Here is a 15,647-nt window from a genome sequence, read left to right on the forward strand (position 1 = left end):
ACCTGGTCCCGCAGGCCGATATAGTCGCCGATCCATCGGGTTGTCTGGGGCTGCGGGTTAGCCTAAATCTCGGCGGCGAGCGCCGCGTGGTCTGCCGTCGAGTAGGGCACGAGGGTCGGGCACGGCACATAGTGCATCGGCGAGCAGCCGGTGAGCCCCATGAGGGCCGCGAGAGCGAGCCGCCTCATGCCGATCCATCCCTGAGCCGCTGTAATACGGCTTCCGCCGTTGCTGGCTTGTCTGCCTGAGCCTGGGCCATGGCTTGCGCCCTGAGCGTCGTGGCATCGGCTTCGGCTCTTGCTGCCTCTGACGTCTTTACAGATGCCGCATTCTTTCCGGCCCGGTTGGCATACCAGACCAGGGCGCCCAAGGCCGTGACGATGAGCGCCCCGGCCCCCGCGATGAGAACAGCGTCATGGCTTGTGGTCATCCGCGTTCGCCGCGTGCCTGTCATTCATCGCGAGCCGGTTGACCAGAAGATAGATCGGCAACCATTTCGACCCCGCTGCCGGACGCGGCCAGAACCGGGCCACGATGGCGCAAAGCGCGATGATGAACGTCCCTATCGCCGTCAGATCACCGGCGATTTCTGCCGGGATGAACGGGAGAACAGACGCGTAGAGCTGTTGCCAGTCCAGATCCATGGTGACGGTTCCTTATGCTCGATTTTGTGAGGGATGGCCCGTCAGGCGGCGAAAGCCACACCGGGAATCTGCTGGCCCGAATAAACCGCCAGCTCCAGCCGTCTGCGCCGCTGCAGGCCGGGCAATACGGTGAGCCGCCCTTTGACGGTCGCCTTGTCCCAGCGCAGGAGCTGCTGCCCTGCCTCGACATAGCGACCTTGATTCAGGAGGCTCAGAAGCGTCGAGCCGCGCATGGCGGTGCTTCCGACATTGAATTGCCAGGACAGAAGCGCCCCTTCCTGCCACGGCTTGAGCGGCACCGAGACTGCATCGAGCAGTGTCGTGCGCAGGCCCGAGAGAGTCTGTCGAGCAAGCGCCACGGCTTCGGCTTCGGTGATCGGTTTCGTGCTGGACGTGACGGGCTTGCCGTCAGCCAGAAAGCGGTTGCCTATGCCGATCGTCCAATACCCGGCGGGACATAGATAGGGCGCAAGGCGAAGCCCCTCGATATCGTCCCGGCGCATGAACGCCAAGGCGATTTTCAGCGAGTGTGTCATGTCGATTTCTCTTTTTATATGAGCTGGGTGCGCCTGCTGCGTGATCGGTTGGATGCCAAAAGCTGCGATTTAGCGCGGCGGCGTGATCTGGTCGGATATCGCGATACCAGCCCGTGCCAGTGTCTCACGCAGCAGTTCATTCTGCGCCCGCAGCTCCTCGATCAACGCGAGATATTCCTTCTCGCGTTCCTCCAGCCTGTCCACGCGATCATTCAGCCGATCCAGATCCTGACGCTGTGATTCGATGGTGGCTTTTGCGCTCGATGCCCCAAAGCCGATCAGCCAGCGAATGGTGAAAAGCAGGCCCCCGAGAACCGCAACCCACCAGGGCTGCGGGGTGAGTTGTCAGGCATGGCTGCGCCCTCCCGGTGTGGTTTTCGAAGAAATTGAGAGCGGGCCGTCAGACAAACCTCGCCCTGACAGATCCCCACACCGTTACGGCGCGAGCGTCTCGTAGCGAATGGCCGCGCGCCATTTCCACGAGCCTGTGCCGGCGCCTTTGCCGGTGAGAGAGACGCATCTTGTCGGCGCATCGACGCCCAGCACGACCGACCACGCTTGCGAGCTGCCGAAAGCGGGATAGGTTGTGTCATTGCCTGCGCGTGCCAGCGTCGCAGCGCTGCCGCTGTTGCGAGCTGCCAGCCCGGAGAAGGTCTGTAGCACCGCGTCTGTCCCGTTGCTCGATATGCCGACGACGGTCACATCCATGCGCGTCACGCCACCGGTCGGGACCACGAAGCAATTCGCGCCTGTCAGCACGCCGGTATTATCCGATGTCAGGGTGACACTTGCCCCGGAGGCGCTGGACCCGAAGAGATTGCGATACACCGACAGACCGTTGACCGGTCCCGTCGTGTCTCCACCCCCTAACGGCAGATAGGTCGCGGCGGCGTCTGCTTTATCGAGTTTGGTCTGTTCGGCGCTCGTCGCGCGATCGGTCTCGCCCCTGACCGCCGCTGTTACGCTGGCAGGCGTGGCATAGCGGGCATCAGCGGACGTGCCGGTCAGGTAAGGGGCAAGGCTCGCGGTCAGAACCTCTTCGGTCACGGCGACGTCACGCAGGTTTGCCAGATCTCTGGCTTGGATCTGCTCGGCGCTCGTTGCACGATCAGTCTCGACTTTGAGCGCCGCTGTCACGCTGGAGGGCGAGGCATAGCGGGCATCGGCGGACGTGCTGGTCAGGTAAGGGGCGAGCGCACTGGTCAGCGCCTCTTTGGTCACAGCCGTCTCCCGCAGATTGGTCAGATCGGTCGTGTTCTTCGCGATATCCCGCCCCATGGTGCGAAACGACATCGCAGCAGATCCATCGGCGTTACGATCCGGCCCCAGCGGCGTATCGAGCGGCAGGCCGTTGGGCGGCACGAATTGCGGCGCGGCCTGAACCCCCGGCATCATGAACAGCAAAAGTCCCGTCAGGAGCAGCCTGGCGCCCCAAGGAGAATATGGTTTCGTCATGACAGATTTCCTGTTCGTGTCGGTATGCCCGCATTGTTCCACCAGCCTGTTCCGGTCTCGCCGGGGTCTGTCGGCAGGGAGCCGAGCCATGCATCCATGGCCTCGCTGGTCAGTGTGGCAGTGGGGGTTTGCGGTGCGGGCGGGAGAGGTACGGGAAAGAGCGTGGGTCGTGTGCCGACCGTAATGGCAATGTCGACCTGATAGCTGTTGCCGTGGCTGGAGAGCGCGCAGACGACCACGGTCTGGAGGCCGGGGCTTTTCCATCGCAGCCAGGCAGTGGCTATGGTGCCGAAGAGGTTGGTCCAGGCCTGATCGGCGGCCGAACCGGCGGCGAACTCGAAAGAGGTGATAAACTCGCCCGGTGCCAGCAAGCTCTCGAAATCGATGCTGTAATCGCATCCGCTATGAAGTGCCGCAGAGGGCCAGACGAGGGCGGATCTGGAAGAAGGGCAAGCGCCTCCACCCGCCCCGTAACCGGGGCGGAGGATATTGGCGCTGGGTCGCCATGTCATGATGATGTCTCCGTCGATCCTGCCCGTCTACCGGGCAGGGGAAAGGCTCAGCTGTTGAGCCAGTTGAGCGCGCCGTCCTGCAGCGCCATGCCGAATACGGTCGAGGCGCTGGAACTGCCCGGCACCTGCACGCTGGCCACAAGGCGCAGCGTCGTGCCGGGGCTGGCATGGGCCAGCGTCGAGGCTCGCACGCCGAGGAAAAAGAAACGGTCGATGCGCAGATTGCTTCCCGCTGCCGCAATGGGCTGGGCGGACGCGTTGCCCTGGGCATCGAGTGTGTGGATGGCCATGATCGCCCGTGCGACCTGCCACGTCGTATCGTTGGCCCCGGTATCGGTGAGCCGTAACGTGGCACTGAATTCGGCGCGCAGGACAGGGCCGGTGAGAGTAATGTCCACGCTGCCCAGCGTCATGGTCCGGCCGTTCCATGAACGGTCGGGCACGACGCTCATGCCCTGCACCACCTAGACGGGCACGGCATATTCGGCGGGCAGGGCGGAATAGACGAACGTGGTCCCGGTAAAGTTGAGACGTGCGTCTTGTCTTGCGTGGTGCCGAGCACGGTATCGTGTGAAATGCTGGCCGGTATGCCATGCGTCAGGCGATCGATGCCCTATTCGGCTTGGGTGCCGTCATCGGCGAAGTAATAGACCTCGCCATCAGGGAACGCGCCCGACCAGTTGCGACGCCCGGCAGGGGCGCCGCTCAGAATGAACGCGCTTGTTCCCGGATTGTTCACGGTTTCTAGCACAAAACTGCCAAGCATTGCCATCATAATCGCTCTCTGATCGTGAGAGTGAGGGCGCGGCGGTTGGCCGCTCCTGCCGATGAGGCGATCTCGCCCGCCTCGATCCGCCCGAACACCGCATCGCCGCTGCGCGTGCCCGCTCCCGGATCGGGCAGGAAGAGGATGTTCGCGCCTGTTCGCCCGAGGGCCAGCATGGCGCGTATCTGCGGCAATTCCTCGGTGCCGAGGGACTGGTGCTCGATGCGCAAGACGCGGCGTTGCCACCGCAAGGTGACGTATTCAACGCCTGACAGGCTGGTAATCGTATCGGCCCCGCTCTTGGTACTATCGCCACTGCTCCAGGCCATGTTGCGCTGCGGCTGCCAGAGCGGCCCGGCATAGGCGAGGGGAATGGACAGGAAGCCGTCAGGGTTCTGCGCATCTGCAATCAGGATGGTTACCCGATCGCCCGGTGTTGCGGCGTCCAGCATCATGACGGTCTGGTCTTCTCGCATATCGGCGGCCAGCAGGCCGGACTCATGCGCCAGTGTCGCGCCGCGCCAGATCCTCACCGACCATTGCGCCGATGCAGATCTGGTTTCCCGGCCGAAGCGCGAGTTTCTGGATGCGGAGTTCATCCATATGTTCCGCTATTGGTGTCATTCATATTGCGGGCTTGCACCAGATATGGAGGGGGTCTTACGCCCGGGTCTCCAAGCCATAATATTACGGTTACGGTTCATGAAAGGGACGCTGCTCGACGCGTGCCGAGTATCGATACGTGGCCTGCCGCAATTCTCTGGGGAGCGCCGCAACATAGGCGCCCGATGCTCGTCCGTGAGCGAGCACAGGTTACGTGCCTTCTGTCGCTTCACAACGCCTGAATCAGCCTTCTCCACCCGGATCGATAAGTGCTGAGCCTGATAGCACTGTATTCCTTGGATGGAATTGAGCTGGAAAGCCCGCCGTAGCGCTGTGCCTGTAGTTCGTTGTTTCTGCTTGTCTGTAGCCGGCCACGCCCCGCCTTGGCGGCGCGTGACCCGATCGTCAGTTCAGAGGATGCCACCCGAAATCGGCAGGGTCACACCTGTGATGTAGCTTGAATCGTCGCTCAGCAGGAAGGCGACCGTTCCCGGAATTTCCTCGATATCGCCAAGGCGGCGCATTGGTACACCGGCAACCATCTCAACTTTCACCTTCTCGGGGTCGGTTGAAAAATACTGGGTGTTTGTTGCGGCCTGAAGCTCGGTCTGACGGTCCCACATGAAACCTGGGCCCATGAGAGCAGGGGCGATGCCGTTGACGCGGATATTATGCGGGGCGAGATCTTTCGACGCCACCTGGGTGAGCCCCACCACGCCGAATTTCGACGAGCCATAGGCCGCCATGTTCGGCGGCCCTTGCAGCCCAGCCATGCTGGCAGTGTTGACGATGCTGCCCGAGCGGCGCTCGACCATACGGCGCGAGACGGCGCGCAGCACGTGAAAGGCGCCGACCAGATCGATATTCACGACGCGCTGGAAGTCTTCCACCGGATAGTCCTGAACCGGCGCGAAGGCACCCTGATAACCCGCATTGTTGAACAGGAAATCGATCGGTCCGACCGATTTCTCGGCGTAGTCCACGGCTTCCTCGACGCTGGTGTAATTCGTCACGTCGCAGACGACCGTCTTTACCTTCACGCCATGCTCGGCAAAGCCCTTCGCTGCATCGTCGAGCTTGGCCTGATCGAGGTCGAGCAGCACGACATGGCTGCCTTCCTTTGCCAGGCGCCGGGCGACGGCAAGGCCGATATTGCCTGCGGCACCCGTCACCAGAGCCGTCTTGCCTGCGAAGCGTTTCTGATCACTCATTGATTGGTTTTCCTTTTGGGGCCTGCGCCAGATCTTCAGTCGGGCGCGGGCGAAACATGGTCGCCCCTGCAAGAGCGGCGGGTATTATTTACTAACTTTTCAGAAGCCGTCCGGTCGCATTGGTTGGTATCAAAGCGTCTTGAGCATGCCGCCATCGACGAAGTAGGATGATCCGACGCTGTAGGAAGCCTTGTCCGAGCACAGGAAGACGAAGAAATTGGCCAGCTCTTCCGGCGAGCCGAAGCGCTTGATCGGGGCGTTTTCATCGGCCACCGATTGCAGGTAGCCCTCCCAGTCGCCGCCGGTTTCGCTCGTGAGCTGCTTGGCAGTCTTTACCCAGTCCGGTGTCAGGATCAGACCCGGATTGACGCAGTTGACGCGGATATTGTCCTTGATGACTTCAGTCGCGAGCGTCTTGGAGAACATCATCAGAGCAGCTTTGGTGACGTTGTAGATTGGCTCGTACCACAGAGGCTGCGCGGCGCAGATCGACGCATTGTGGATGATGGCACCCCCCTCGTTTTTTCATGCCGGGCACGAGTCCGCGTGCGAGACGCACAGCAGCCATGACATGCAGCTCCCAGTAAAACTGCCATTTGTCATCGGGCGCTTCCATGATCGTCTCGTTCGAGCCGGTGCCTGCGTTGTTGATCAGGATGTCTGCACCGCCAAAGGCTTCGTCGATCTGGCGCACAACGCTTTCGACGCCCTCGGCTGTCGCGACATCGGCAGAAACAGGCAGGCAACGCACGCCATGGGTTTCGGCCAGTTGGCGGGCGGCGCTTTCGAGCCGCTCCTTGTCGCGGGCGACCATGACGATATGCGCCCCTTCGCGGGCCAGCCCCTCGGCCACGGCAAGGCCAATCCCGACACTACCGCCCGTGACGACCGCCACCTTGTTTTTCAGGCCCATATCCATCTTGTCGCTCCTTTGTGAGGCAGAGGCGGCCCGAGATGGACCACCAGACTGCCGCGACTGAACGGGGATATGCGTCATTGCAAAAGGGGGGAGGCCGAACACGTTGAAGTGTAGTCGAACACGCCCTGGTGAGGCGGTCAGGAAACGCCCCCTGGTCTTGTTGTCGCAGGCTTTTTTCTCCTGGCTGGGAATGCCGCGTTTCGGTTCCAGCTCAGCCTGACAAGCTCGGCGCATCGAGCGAATTAGCTACTGGCACAGAGCCCAGCGCATCAGCCGTGCACTCGATCTATTCGTGAAATCGCATGCTGGTGGTGGAACAGCGGGTGCGAGAAGCACCGTGAAAGACGCTTTCACCGACGTGTTCCCTTGCGTCCTTTCAGCGGCGCGCTACAGAACTTTTCATAACGAAATTTCAGGACAGGAGATGATGATCATGTTGCTCACTCCAACGCGTGCTGCTGGCGCAGCTTGTTTGCTGGCGCTCGCTTGTTTCTCTCTTTCCGGTTGTGGGGGGAAGGACGTCAGGAAAGACCAGTTGGGCATGGCCAATCCGGCCTCGGTTTTTTGTAAGGAACAGGGCGGCAAGCTCGAAATCAAGCACGAGAAAGACGGCGAGGTGGGCTATTGCCATCTGCCTTACGGCCGCGTTGTCGAAGAATGGGTATTGTGGCGGGCGGCTCATCACGATGTGACATCGCATTAACCGCGCCGCGAAGTGCCGAGGATGTGAAGAGCGTCGGTGAACAGCTACGGGCAGCAATCGTTAAAGGAGTGGGAGCAGGCGCTCCCACGCCGTGAAGGCCTCAGCTTCCGGGCTTTTTAAGGCATCGGGAGAGATGATCGTCAAAGCCCGCCCAACTATCTGGGCTATGCGACAGAGGCGTTACGGCAGCTTTTTTTGACGTCACGAGGGAATGAATGCCCGCCCTTAACTTGCCCGGCCATCTGGTCACCACACCGCAGATCTCGGTACGCGGTGTCATCTTCGACATGGATGGACTCCTTCTCGACAGTGAAACTCTGGCGATGGAAGCCCTGATCTGCGCCGGTCGCGATCTTGATTGCGAGCTGTCTCGTTTTTTCTGCGAGCGCATGATCGGCGTACCTGAAGATGGCTGCGCGGCTTTGCTGCGTGACACTTACGGAGACGCCTTTCCGTCAGAGCGGTTCTTCGCCTTGCAGACGGAACATTTGCGGCATTTCATCGATAGCGGGCGGCTGGCAATAAAACCGGGCGTCGTCCCGTTGCTTGATCTTCTGGATGCGCGGCATATTCCTCGGGCTATCGCGACCTCTTCGGGCCGTGACCGCACCGAAGATCAGTTACGCCGGGTGTCGCTTTATGATCGCTTCGACGCGATCGTTAGCCGTGATGACGTGACCCAGGGCAAGCCTGCCCCCGACCCCTATCTCGTAGCGGCCTCGCGCATTGGTGTGGACCCTGAGCTTTGCCTTGCTCTGGAAGATTCAACGAACGGCGCGATCGCCGCACTCGCTGCCGGAATGCGCGTCATTGTGGTGCCCGATCTCATTCAACCTGCAGATGAGGTCAGGGAAAAAGTCCTTGCCATCGTGCGCGATCTCTTTGTCGCCCGAGACTATGTCATGCGCTACGCGCGTTAGCTCGATATACAGGCTGTCCGGCTTTTGCCGATCTGAAAGCATCCCAGCGCCGGTCGGCAAGAGTGATTTCTTTCCGGGGGAGAACGTTTTCGGCCAAGCGAGCCAGAGTGGAACGCCGTGATTGTTTGCTGGCGCGCGCTGCCCGCCTCGCTGGATCGAAAAAACTGCCGCGAGGTCGCTTGGCGAATTACGACAAAAATTTCACCTGATCGTTGCGAAACTGCAAAGCAGCGTGGGCGCTCCTTCAACCGTGTCGGTGTTACGCCGAACATTTGAAAAGCGGCTATGTGGTTGCTTGAACAGGCAGATTTGATCCGAATAAAAAATACGCCTCAACCATGGTTTTGAATAAGATATAAATAAAAAAAGAGTCACGGAAAGCATTTCCAAGATGATCCAATTTCATAAAAAAGTAACAGATATAAAGTCACTATCACAACGATAGGGACAAGCCAGACTGTGTGCGGCAAGGGTCTCAAACAACAGCGGAAATTTTCTCCAACTTCATATTTCCAACATTATTTGACATTTTTTCCTTGAATTATGCTTCTCAATGACTATCTTAAGGTCATACACACGATTTCGTGATTGCCCCAACCCTGAATGCGGGTTCTGTCCGACGACACACGCGCATGCACCGAAAAGGACAATGCCATGACCGTAGCACCAGCCCATGCCACCGATATTCCTGCTGCTATCCGCGAAGACGGCTCGCTGAAACTCGTCATATTTGATTGCGACGGCGTGCTCGTCGATGGCGAACATCTCTCGACCGCCAAAATGGCAGAAGAGGCCCGTCATCACGGGTGGGAACTTTCGGATGAAGAGGCCCACAAGATTTTCACCGGCGGCGAACTGGTCAAGATCGGCGAGCGCATCGGTCGCGAGACCGGCAAGGAAATGCCCGCCGACTGGGATATGATGATGCAGGATCGCATTGTCAAAATGATGGAAACCGAAGCCGAGACCATCGACGGTGCGCATGAGATGCTGCAGCGCGTCCATGATCTGGGTCTGCCAATTCGTATTGGCTCGAACTCTTCGGGCGCGGAGATGGAAGCCAAGTTCTCCAGCACCGGTCTGGACGAGTTGCTTGAGGATGAGCGTATCCATTCCGGTCGCGATCTCGACATGCCCAAGCCGCGCCCTGACCTTTATCTGCATGCCGCAGAGCTTGAAGGTGTCGGCCCCGAGCATTGCATCGTGCTGGAAGACTCAGACACCGGTGCCGAAGCCGCCCGCCGCGCTGGCATGGCCTGCGTTCTGCTGCGTGATCTCGACAAGCCTGCGCCGAGCTGGCCCGGCCTGCTGCGCATCGGTCATCTCTCCGAGTTTCCGCTGATCCTCAAGCAGATCCTCGACGTGCAGACCGGCAGCCGCCCCATCGCTGCCTGATCTTTGGTTCGTTAATGCCGGAAAAAGCCGCTCTCTTATGGGCGGCTTTTTTTATGCGTCTGGCTTAACGGGCGGGGAAACGGGCGCGCTGGTCGACGCGTTCGCGCCATACACAGCAAGGACAGACATCATGTCGGCGAAAGACTTCAAGAAGGGTGACGATGTCACCTGGAAGACCAGCAATGGCGAGACCGAAGGTCACGTGGTCAAGACGGTGACCGAGCCCATGAAGATCAAGAAAAACGAGATCAAGGCGTCGAAAGACGATCCCAAGATTTTCGTGGAAAGTGATAAGACCGGCGCGGAAGCTGCACACAAGCCGGAGGCCCTTCAAAAGAAATGAGTATTCTTTCCTTTTGCGTGCTTAGTGGACGCGGTCTGATGGTGGCAGGGCTTTTGGGCATGCTGTCGTTTGGTGCGGCTCAAGCGCAGATTGCGCCTGCGCAATGCGATAATCAGAAATTCCTCGCCGATCAGGCCGGGTTTCTGCAAACGGGCCCCACACGGGTCGACCTGCCCGAGCACGTCTGTGGTCAGGTCGTCTCCGTGACCCAGAGATCCCGCCGCACGCGCAGCGGCGTGCATGGTTATTTCATGATGCAGGTGGCGCCAGGGCATCAGATACGCATCGTCTCCGATCTCGATCGTATGCAGGCACCTGACTGGCCTTGGGTCAAGCCGGGCGATCCGGTCGACGTGGTAGGGCGCTATTATTTCGACTCAGCCCGCAGTCAGGGCATCGACTGGACCCATCATGGCACAGGGCGCCACTGGGCGAGCCCCGGCTATGTTCAGGTTGATGGCAGCCGATACGAATAAAAAAAGCGGTGGGTCACCCCACCGCCTTTTTTCTATTAGGTCTGATAACGACTTATCAGTTGTCGCTTGTCGCTTCTGAGCGCTCGTCGGAATCTTCCTCGCCCATCTTGCTTGCAGTCGGCATGGCTTCGAGGAACTCGAAATGAAGTGCGTTGTCCTTCAGGCCGATGCGTACGGCGCCACCATTGACCAGCGCGCCGAAGAGAAGCTCCTCTGCCAGGGGCTTCTTGATATTGTCCTGAATGACACGACCCAACGGCCTTGCGCCGTAATGGCGATCGTAGCCCCGCTCGGCCAGCCACTCCTTGGCAGCAGAGGTGATCTCGATCGTGACATGACGATCGGCGAGCTGGGCCTCGAGCTGAAGCACAAATTTCTCCACCACGCGCCCGACAGTTTCGGGCGTAAGATTGGCGAAGGGAATGATCGCATCCAGGCGATTGCGGAACTCGGGAGTGAAGAGCCTCTTGATGGCGTCCTCGTCCTCGCCCACGCGATCGATGCGGCCGAAGCCTACGGCTTCCTTGCTCAGATCGGCAGCACCTGCATTGGTCGTCATGATGAGGATGACATTGCGGAAATCGATCGTCTTGCCGTTATGGTCGGTCAGACGGCCATGATCCATGACCTGAAGCAGGATGTTGTAAAGCTCGGGATGGGCCTTCTCGATTTCATCGAGCAGCAGCACGGCGTGGGGATGCTGGTCGATGGCATCTGTCAGCAGCCCGCCCTGATCAAAGCCCACATAGCCCGGCGGTGCACCGATCAGGCGCGAAATCGAGTGGCGCTCCATATATTCCGACATGTCGAAACGGATCAGTTCGATGCCGAGTGACGACGCCAGCTGCTTGGCCACTTCGGTCTTGCCAACGCCGGTAGGGCCCGAGAACAGGTAATTGCCGATCGGCTTTTCCGGGTCCCGCAATCCGGCACGCGCCAGCTTGATGGCCGAGGTAAGGGCCTCGATGGCGCGATCCTGACCGAACACCATGTTCTTGAGATCGCGCGAAAGAAGACGCAGTGTCTCGCGGTCGTCGGTCGAGACCGATTTGGGCGGGATGCGCGCAATCTTGGCGACAATCTCTTCGATGTCCTTGAGAGTGACCGTCTTGCGGCGCTTGCTCTCGGGCAGGAGCATGCGCGACGCACCAGCCTCGTCGATGATGTCGATCGCCTTATCGGGCAGCTTCCGGTCATGCATGTATTTGGCCGAGAGTTCGACCGCTGCCTTGAGCGCATCATCGGTGTAGCGCACTTTGTGATGGCGTTCGTAATTACCCTTCAACCCGCGCAAAATCTTGATTGTGTCGCTGATCGAGGGTTCCGGCACATCGATCTTCTGGAAGCGACGCACCAGGGCGCGATCCTTTTCGAAATGCTGGCGGTATTCCTTGTAGGTGGTCGAACCGATGCATCGCAGCGTACCGGCGGCGAGGGCGGGCTTGAGCAGGTTCGAGGCGTCCATCGCCCCGCCCGAAGTCGCGCCTGCTCCGATGACGGTGTGGATTTCATCGATGAACAGGATACCGCCCGGCGTCTGATCGAGTTCGGTCACGACAGCCTTCAGGCGCTCTTCGAAATCGCCGCGATAGCGCGTGCCCGCGAGAAGCGCGCCCATATCGAGCGAGAAGATCGTGGCGTCGAGCAGCACTTCGGGCACATCGCCTTCGACAATGCGTTTGGCGAGGCCTTCTGCAATGGCCGTCTTGCCGACGCCGGGATCGCCCACATAAAGCGGGTTGTTCTTGGTGCGACGGCAGAGGATCTGGATTGTGCGCTCGACTTCGCTGTCGCGACCGATCAGCGGATCGATCTTGCCGTCTTCGGCGCGCTTGTTGAGATCCACACAATAGGCGGCCAGCGCCTCTAGCGGCTTCGCGGTCTTGCCCTGCTTCTCTTCACGCTCGCCTTCTTCCTTGTCACGCGAGCCTGTAGGTGTGCGACGGCTTGACTTGTCGGGAGCCTTGGCGATGCCGTGCGAGATGAAATTGACCGCATCGAGACGCGTCATGTCCTGCAATTGCAGGAAATAGACTGCATGACTCTCGCGCTCGGCAAAAAGCGCCACCAGCACATTGGCGCCCGTTACCTCGTCACGCCCTGTAGACTGCACATGAATGGCGGCACGCTGGATCACGCGCTGGAAAGCGGCGGTAGGCTTTGGCTCGGTAGGGCGCTCGGAGGCGAGACCTGCAAGATCCTTGTCGAGAAATTCGGTGAGATCGGCGCGCAGCTTTTCGAGATCAATGCCGCATGCCTTAAAGACTGTCACCGAGTCGGTGTCTTCTGTCAGGGCCAGAAGGAGATGTTCGAGGGTCGCATATTCATGCCGCCGTTCCCCGGCGAGGGTGAGGGCGCGATGGAGCGTCTGTTCGAGCATACGAGACAACATGGGGGCGCTCCTTTGGGTCAGGCGTGACGGGCCAACGGGACTGGATGTAGGCTAATCTTGGTTTAGAAAAAGAATACTCTCTATGTTGTTTCGCGGACTGACTGCCGACAAGGGGCGGAATCAGGCCTTTTCGATCATACATTGCAACGGGTGCTGGTTCTGCCGGGCGAGATCCATCACCTGTGTCACCTTGCTCTCTGCCACTTCGAAGGTGAACACGCCGCAAATGCCGACGCCCTTCTTGTGAACATTGAGCATGATATTCGTCGCTTCTTCGCGCGATTTGGAAAAAAAGCGTTCCAAAACATGCACGACGAATTCCATGGGGGTGTAATCGTCATTCAGCATCAAAACCTTGTACATCGCCGGGCGGCGTGTTTCAGGTCGTGCCTGAATGACCACGCTGATATGTGATTCGTCATCGCTTTCATTCTTGCCGGGTGGCTCGTCTGGCGTCGAGGCGCAGACGAGCGCGAACGCGCCGGAAGGAAAGCCGGGCGAGATGAAGGTCTCGGTGGTCGTGGCGCGGTAGTGCATGGTCAGGAGCATATGGGATGAAAACGGTGATCGCAAAGATCTAACGCGGGACAAAGAGTCAAAATCCCGCTGAAGGCGCGGTTTACCTTATTTTTCCCGCAATTGACGCAGATGATCGTGGACGACAGGAAAAGCGTCTGTCTATGATGGGAAAACCGCCAGAGAACCGGGGGCACAAGTGACCTACTGCATGCAGTCCGCAAAGAACAAACGCCTGTCCAAGGCAAAAAATGCGGGTAAGACGCGCAAATGGGTCGTGTTCACGCGTACGGCGCTGGGTGTCTGTCTGACCGCGGGGATTGCAGGCGTGCCCAAGGCGGCGCGCGCGCAATATGCCGGCCACGTCAGCTCCTATGTGGTCGACGTCAATAGTGGTGCGGTGCTGTCGCAGGTCGATCCCGATCTCCAGCGCTACCCGGCCTCACTCACCAAGCTCATGACGCTGTATATGGCGTTTCGTGCCCTGAAGGCGGGTGAGATCACGCCCGATACTACCGTGCCTGTGTCGATTCACGCGGCAACCCAGGCACCATCCAAGCTCGGTCTCGTGCCCGGCACGCGCTTTGTCGTTCAGCAGGCGATCCTGGGGCTCGTCACAAAGTCGGCAAATGATGCGGCCTGCGCGCTGGGCGAGCTGCTCGGTGGCGGCGATGAAGTGCGTTTTGCCAACATGATGACGCAGCAGGCGCGTGCGCTCGGCATGTCGAACACGACCTTCCGTAATGCCTCCGGCCTGCCCGACCCCGATCAGGTGACGACGGCCCGCGATCTGTCGATGCTGGCACAACATCTCGTTCAGGATTTTCCTGAATATTACCATTATTTCTCGACGCCGATGTTCGCCTTCCACGGGCGTATGATCCCGAACCACAACCCGATGCTCAAGACCTATGCGGGCGCGGACGGCATGAAGACGGGCTACACTGATCTCGCGGGTCATAACCTCATCACTTCTGCCCAGCGCAGTAATGTGCGTCTGGTTGGCGTCGTGCTCGGCGCACGCTCCAATCCGCAGCGCAATGCGATGATGGCCAATATTCTGGATCAGGGTTTCGCCTCTGAGGCGTAGCCCCGATGGCGCCGCTGCATCCGCCCACCGTTCTTGCGCGCAACGTGCGCCGCCGTGGTCATGCGTCGGGCGGGTCGAGCGCCGTGTTCGAGGTCGCCGAGGCACCCAGCGGCCCGCGCCGTTACCAGCCGGTCGCCCATGGCGCCAAGCATCATGTTGTGGCAGGCGCCAATGTACGCATGGCGACGTCGCGCCATGTCGTCTCGACAAAGAAAAATCCCGTCACCAGAAGCTGAACTGGCGGGCTGCGAAAAAACGCGGCCCCGACCTTGCTCCTGACGCCTCAGGCGCGCATTTTCTCTGAATTCTTGGCAAGATCAGAGAATTCAGCAGGAGGCGAGTGCAGTTCATGGGCAGTATGGAGTCGTATCACGGGGTTCCGCTTCACACAGAGGAAGATTTCGTCGGTCTGAGAAAAGCGGGGCAACTGGCAGCCGCGACGCTCGATATGATCACCCCCTACGTGGTTCCCGGCGCCAAGACCGACGATCTCAACCGACTGATCCATGACTACACGCTCGATCACGGGGCGGTTCCGGCGCCGCTGAATTATCGCGGTTTTCCAAAATCCTGCTGTATTTCGATCAATCATGTTGTTTGCCACGGCATTCCGGGCGAGCGCTGCCTCAAGGATGGCGACATCGTCAATATCGATGTGACGTCGATTCTCGATGGCTGGTATGGCGACACCTCGCGCATGTATCTGGTGGGTTCGGTGCCACGCAAGGCGGCCAATCTCGTCGATCTGACCTACAAGGCGCTGATGCTCGGTATCGCCGAAGTCGCGCCCGGCAAGACGCTGGGCGATATCGGCCATGCCATTCAGAGCTTCGCCGAGGGGCACCGTTTGTCTGTCGTGCGCGATTTCTGCGGTCACGGCATCGGGCGCGAGTTTCATGCGGAACCGCAGGTCGTGCATTACGGCAAGCCCGGCAAGGGACTCAAGCTGCAGGAGGGCATGGTCTTCACCATCGAGCCGATGCTCAACCTTGGCAAAGAGGGCACCAAGACGCTCGAAGATGGCTGGACAGCCGTCACGCGCGACCGCTCCCTCTCGGCCCAGTTCGAACATATGCTTGCCGTGACACGCGATGGATGCGAGATTTTCACGCTCTCACCCGCTGGGTACACCAAGCCCCCTTATGATCTGGCTGATCTGCAAGGAA

17 protein-coding genes and 3 pseudogenes are annotated in these 15,647 nt (G+C 59.8%); 7 read left to right on the forward strand and 13 right to left on the reverse strand.

Annotated features, from left to right (window positions below; genetic code table 11):
* Window positions 1-184 precede the first annotated feature (184 nt).
* The 11 genes and pseudogenes from JCM25414_RS09485 to JCM25414_RS26625 all read right to left on the reverse strand — a co-directional run bounded on the left by JCM25414_RS09485 (window position 185) and on the right by JCM25414_RS26625 (window position 6,880).
* The gene (locus tag JCM25414_RS09485) at window positions 185-430 is read right to left on the reverse strand and encodes a hypothetical protein (protein WP_025841482.1); all 246 of its coding nucleotides are present in this window, start codon (window positions 428-430) and stop codon (window positions 185-187) included.
* The gene (locus JCM25414_RS09490) at window positions 414-644 is read right to left on the reverse strand and encodes a hypothetical protein (protein WP_025841483.1); all 231 of its coding nucleotides are present in this window, start codon (window positions 642-644) and stop codon (window positions 414-416) included. Before JCM25414_RS09490 ends, JCM25414_RS09485 begins: the two co-directional genes overlap by 17 nt.
* Before the next feature lie 41 nt (window positions 645-685).
* Complete coding sequence (locus JCM25414_RS09495; RefSeq protein WP_025841484.1) at window positions 686-1,180, reverse strand: lysozyme; 495 nt, start codon at window positions 1,178-1,180, stop codon at window positions 686-688.
* Window positions 1,181-1,249: 69 nt separating this feature from the next.
* Complete coding sequence (locus tag JCM25414_RS26045) at window positions 1,250-1,384, reverse strand: hypothetical protein (protein ID WP_277911182.1); 135 nt, start codon at window positions 1,382-1,384, stop codon at window positions 1,250-1,252.
* Between the two features lie 231 nt (window positions 1,385-1,615).
* A complete protein-coding gene (locus JCM25414_RS09505) occupies window positions 1,616-2,635 on the reverse strand; it encodes a hypothetical protein (RefSeq protein WP_025841486.1) in 1,020 nt (339 codons plus the stop codon).
* Window positions 2,632-3,147, reverse strand: a complete 516-nt coding sequence (locus JCM25414_RS09510) for a hypothetical protein (protein ID WP_025841487.1) — start codon at window positions 3,145-3,147, stop codon at window positions 2,632-2,634. The genes JCM25414_RS09505 and JCM25414_RS09510 overlap by 4 nt, the downstream gene beginning before the upstream one ends.
* 47 nt (window positions 3,148-3,194) lie before the next feature.
* Window positions 3,195-3,599: a hypothetical protein gene (locus tag JCM25414_RS09515; RefSeq protein WP_148301034.1), complete on the reverse strand. Its 405-nt coding sequence runs from the start codon at window positions 3,597-3,599 to the stop codon at window positions 3,195-3,197.
* 161 nt (window positions 3,600-3,760) lie between these two features.
* Entirely contained in the window at window positions 3,761-3,922 is a 162-nt protein-coding gene (locus JCM25414_RS23375) for a hypothetical protein (RefSeq protein WP_159101740.1), read from the reverse strand.
* Window positions 3,919-4,512, reverse strand: coding sequence for a hypothetical protein (locus JCM25414_RS18905; protein ID WP_025841489.1), 594 nt, complete (start codon window positions 4,510-4,512; stop codon window positions 3,919-3,921). The genes JCM25414_RS23375 and JCM25414_RS18905 overlap by 4 nt, the downstream gene beginning before the upstream one ends.
* A 414-nt stretch (window positions 4,513-4,926) precedes the next feature.
* Window positions 4,927-5,727, reverse strand: coding sequence for an SDR family NAD(P)-dependent oxidoreductase (locus tag JCM25414_RS09530; RefSeq protein WP_025841490.1), 801 nt, complete (start codon window positions 5,725-5,727; stop codon window positions 4,927-4,929).
* Window positions 5,728-5,856: 129 nt separating this feature from the next.
* Window positions 5,857-6,880: pseudogene (locus JCM25414_RS26625) on the reverse strand (SDR family NAD(P)-dependent oxidoreductase).
* Between the two features lie 199 nt (window positions 6,881-7,079).
* On the opposite strand from JCM25414_RS26625, the gene JCM25414_RS18915 reads away from it, so the two are divergent.
* From JCM25414_RS18915 to JCM25414_RS09560, 5 genes are all read left to right on the forward strand, one after another.
* The gene (locus JCM25414_RS18915; protein ID WP_035443105.1) at window positions 7,080-7,349 is read left to right on the forward strand and encodes a putative hemolysin; all 270 of its coding nucleotides are present in this window, start codon (window positions 7,080-7,082) and stop codon (window positions 7,347-7,349) included.
* Window positions 7,350-7,564: 215 nt separating this feature from the next.
* Window positions 7,565-8,269 (forward strand): HAD family hydrolase, encoded by a 705-nt coding sequence (locus JCM25414_RS09545; RefSeq protein ID WP_025841492.1) that lies wholly within the window; start codon window positions 7,565-7,567, stop codon window positions 8,267-8,269.
* 654 nt (window positions 8,270-8,923) lie between these two features.
* On the forward strand, window positions 8,924-9,664 hold the full coding sequence (locus tag JCM25414_RS09550; RefSeq protein ID WP_035443108.1) for an HAD family hydrolase: 741 nt from the start codon (window positions 8,924-8,926) through the stop codon (window positions 9,662-9,664).
* A gap of 37 nt (window positions 9,665-9,701) precedes the next feature.
* Entirely contained in the window at window positions 9,702-10,007 is a 306-nt protein-coding gene (locus JCM25414_RS09555; RefSeq protein ID WP_242403479.1) for a hypervirulence associated TUDOR domain-containing protein, read from the forward strand.
* Window positions 10,004-10,483, forward strand: coding sequence for a DUF3465 domain-containing protein (locus tag JCM25414_RS09560; protein ID WP_035443074.1), 480 nt, complete (start codon window positions 10,004-10,006; stop codon window positions 10,481-10,483). Before JCM25414_RS09555 ends, JCM25414_RS09560 begins: the two co-directional genes overlap by 4 nt.
* 55 nt (window positions 10,484-10,538) lie before the next feature.
* Here the strand turns inward: JCM25414_RS09560 and clpA are convergent, their stop codons facing one another.
* Window positions 10,539-12,875, reverse strand: a complete 2,337-nt coding sequence (gene clpA, locus JCM25414_RS09565) for an ATP-dependent Clp protease ATP-binding subunit ClpA (protein WP_025841496.1) — start codon at window positions 12,873-12,875, stop codon at window positions 10,539-10,541.
* A 120-nt stretch (window positions 12,876-12,995) separates the two neighbouring features.
* Window positions 12,996-13,412 (reverse strand): ATP-dependent Clp protease adapter ClpS, encoded by a 417-nt coding sequence (gene clpS, locus JCM25414_RS18920; RefSeq protein WP_081775872.1) that lies wholly within the window; start codon window positions 13,410-13,412, stop codon window positions 12,996-12,998.
* Window positions 13,413-13,602: 190 nt separating this feature from the next.
* Between clpS and JCM25414_RS18925 the strand changes: the two are divergent.
* Window positions 13,603-14,717: pseudogene (locus tag JCM25414_RS18925) on the forward strand (D-alanyl-D-alanine carboxypeptidase family protein).
* Between the two features lie 122 nt (window positions 14,718-14,839).
* Window positions 14,840-15,625: pseudogene (map, locus tag JCM25414_RS23745) on the forward strand (type I methionyl aminopeptidase); the annotation flags it as partial.
* Window positions 15,626-15,647 lie beyond the last annotated feature (22 nt).

Origin of the sequence: Asaia platycodi JCM 25414, assembly GCF_000614545.1 — a bacterium.
In the GTDB taxonomy this organism is placed as follows: domain Bacteria; phylum Pseudomonadota; class Alphaproteobacteria; order Acetobacterales; family Acetobacteraceae; genus Asaia; species Asaia platycodi.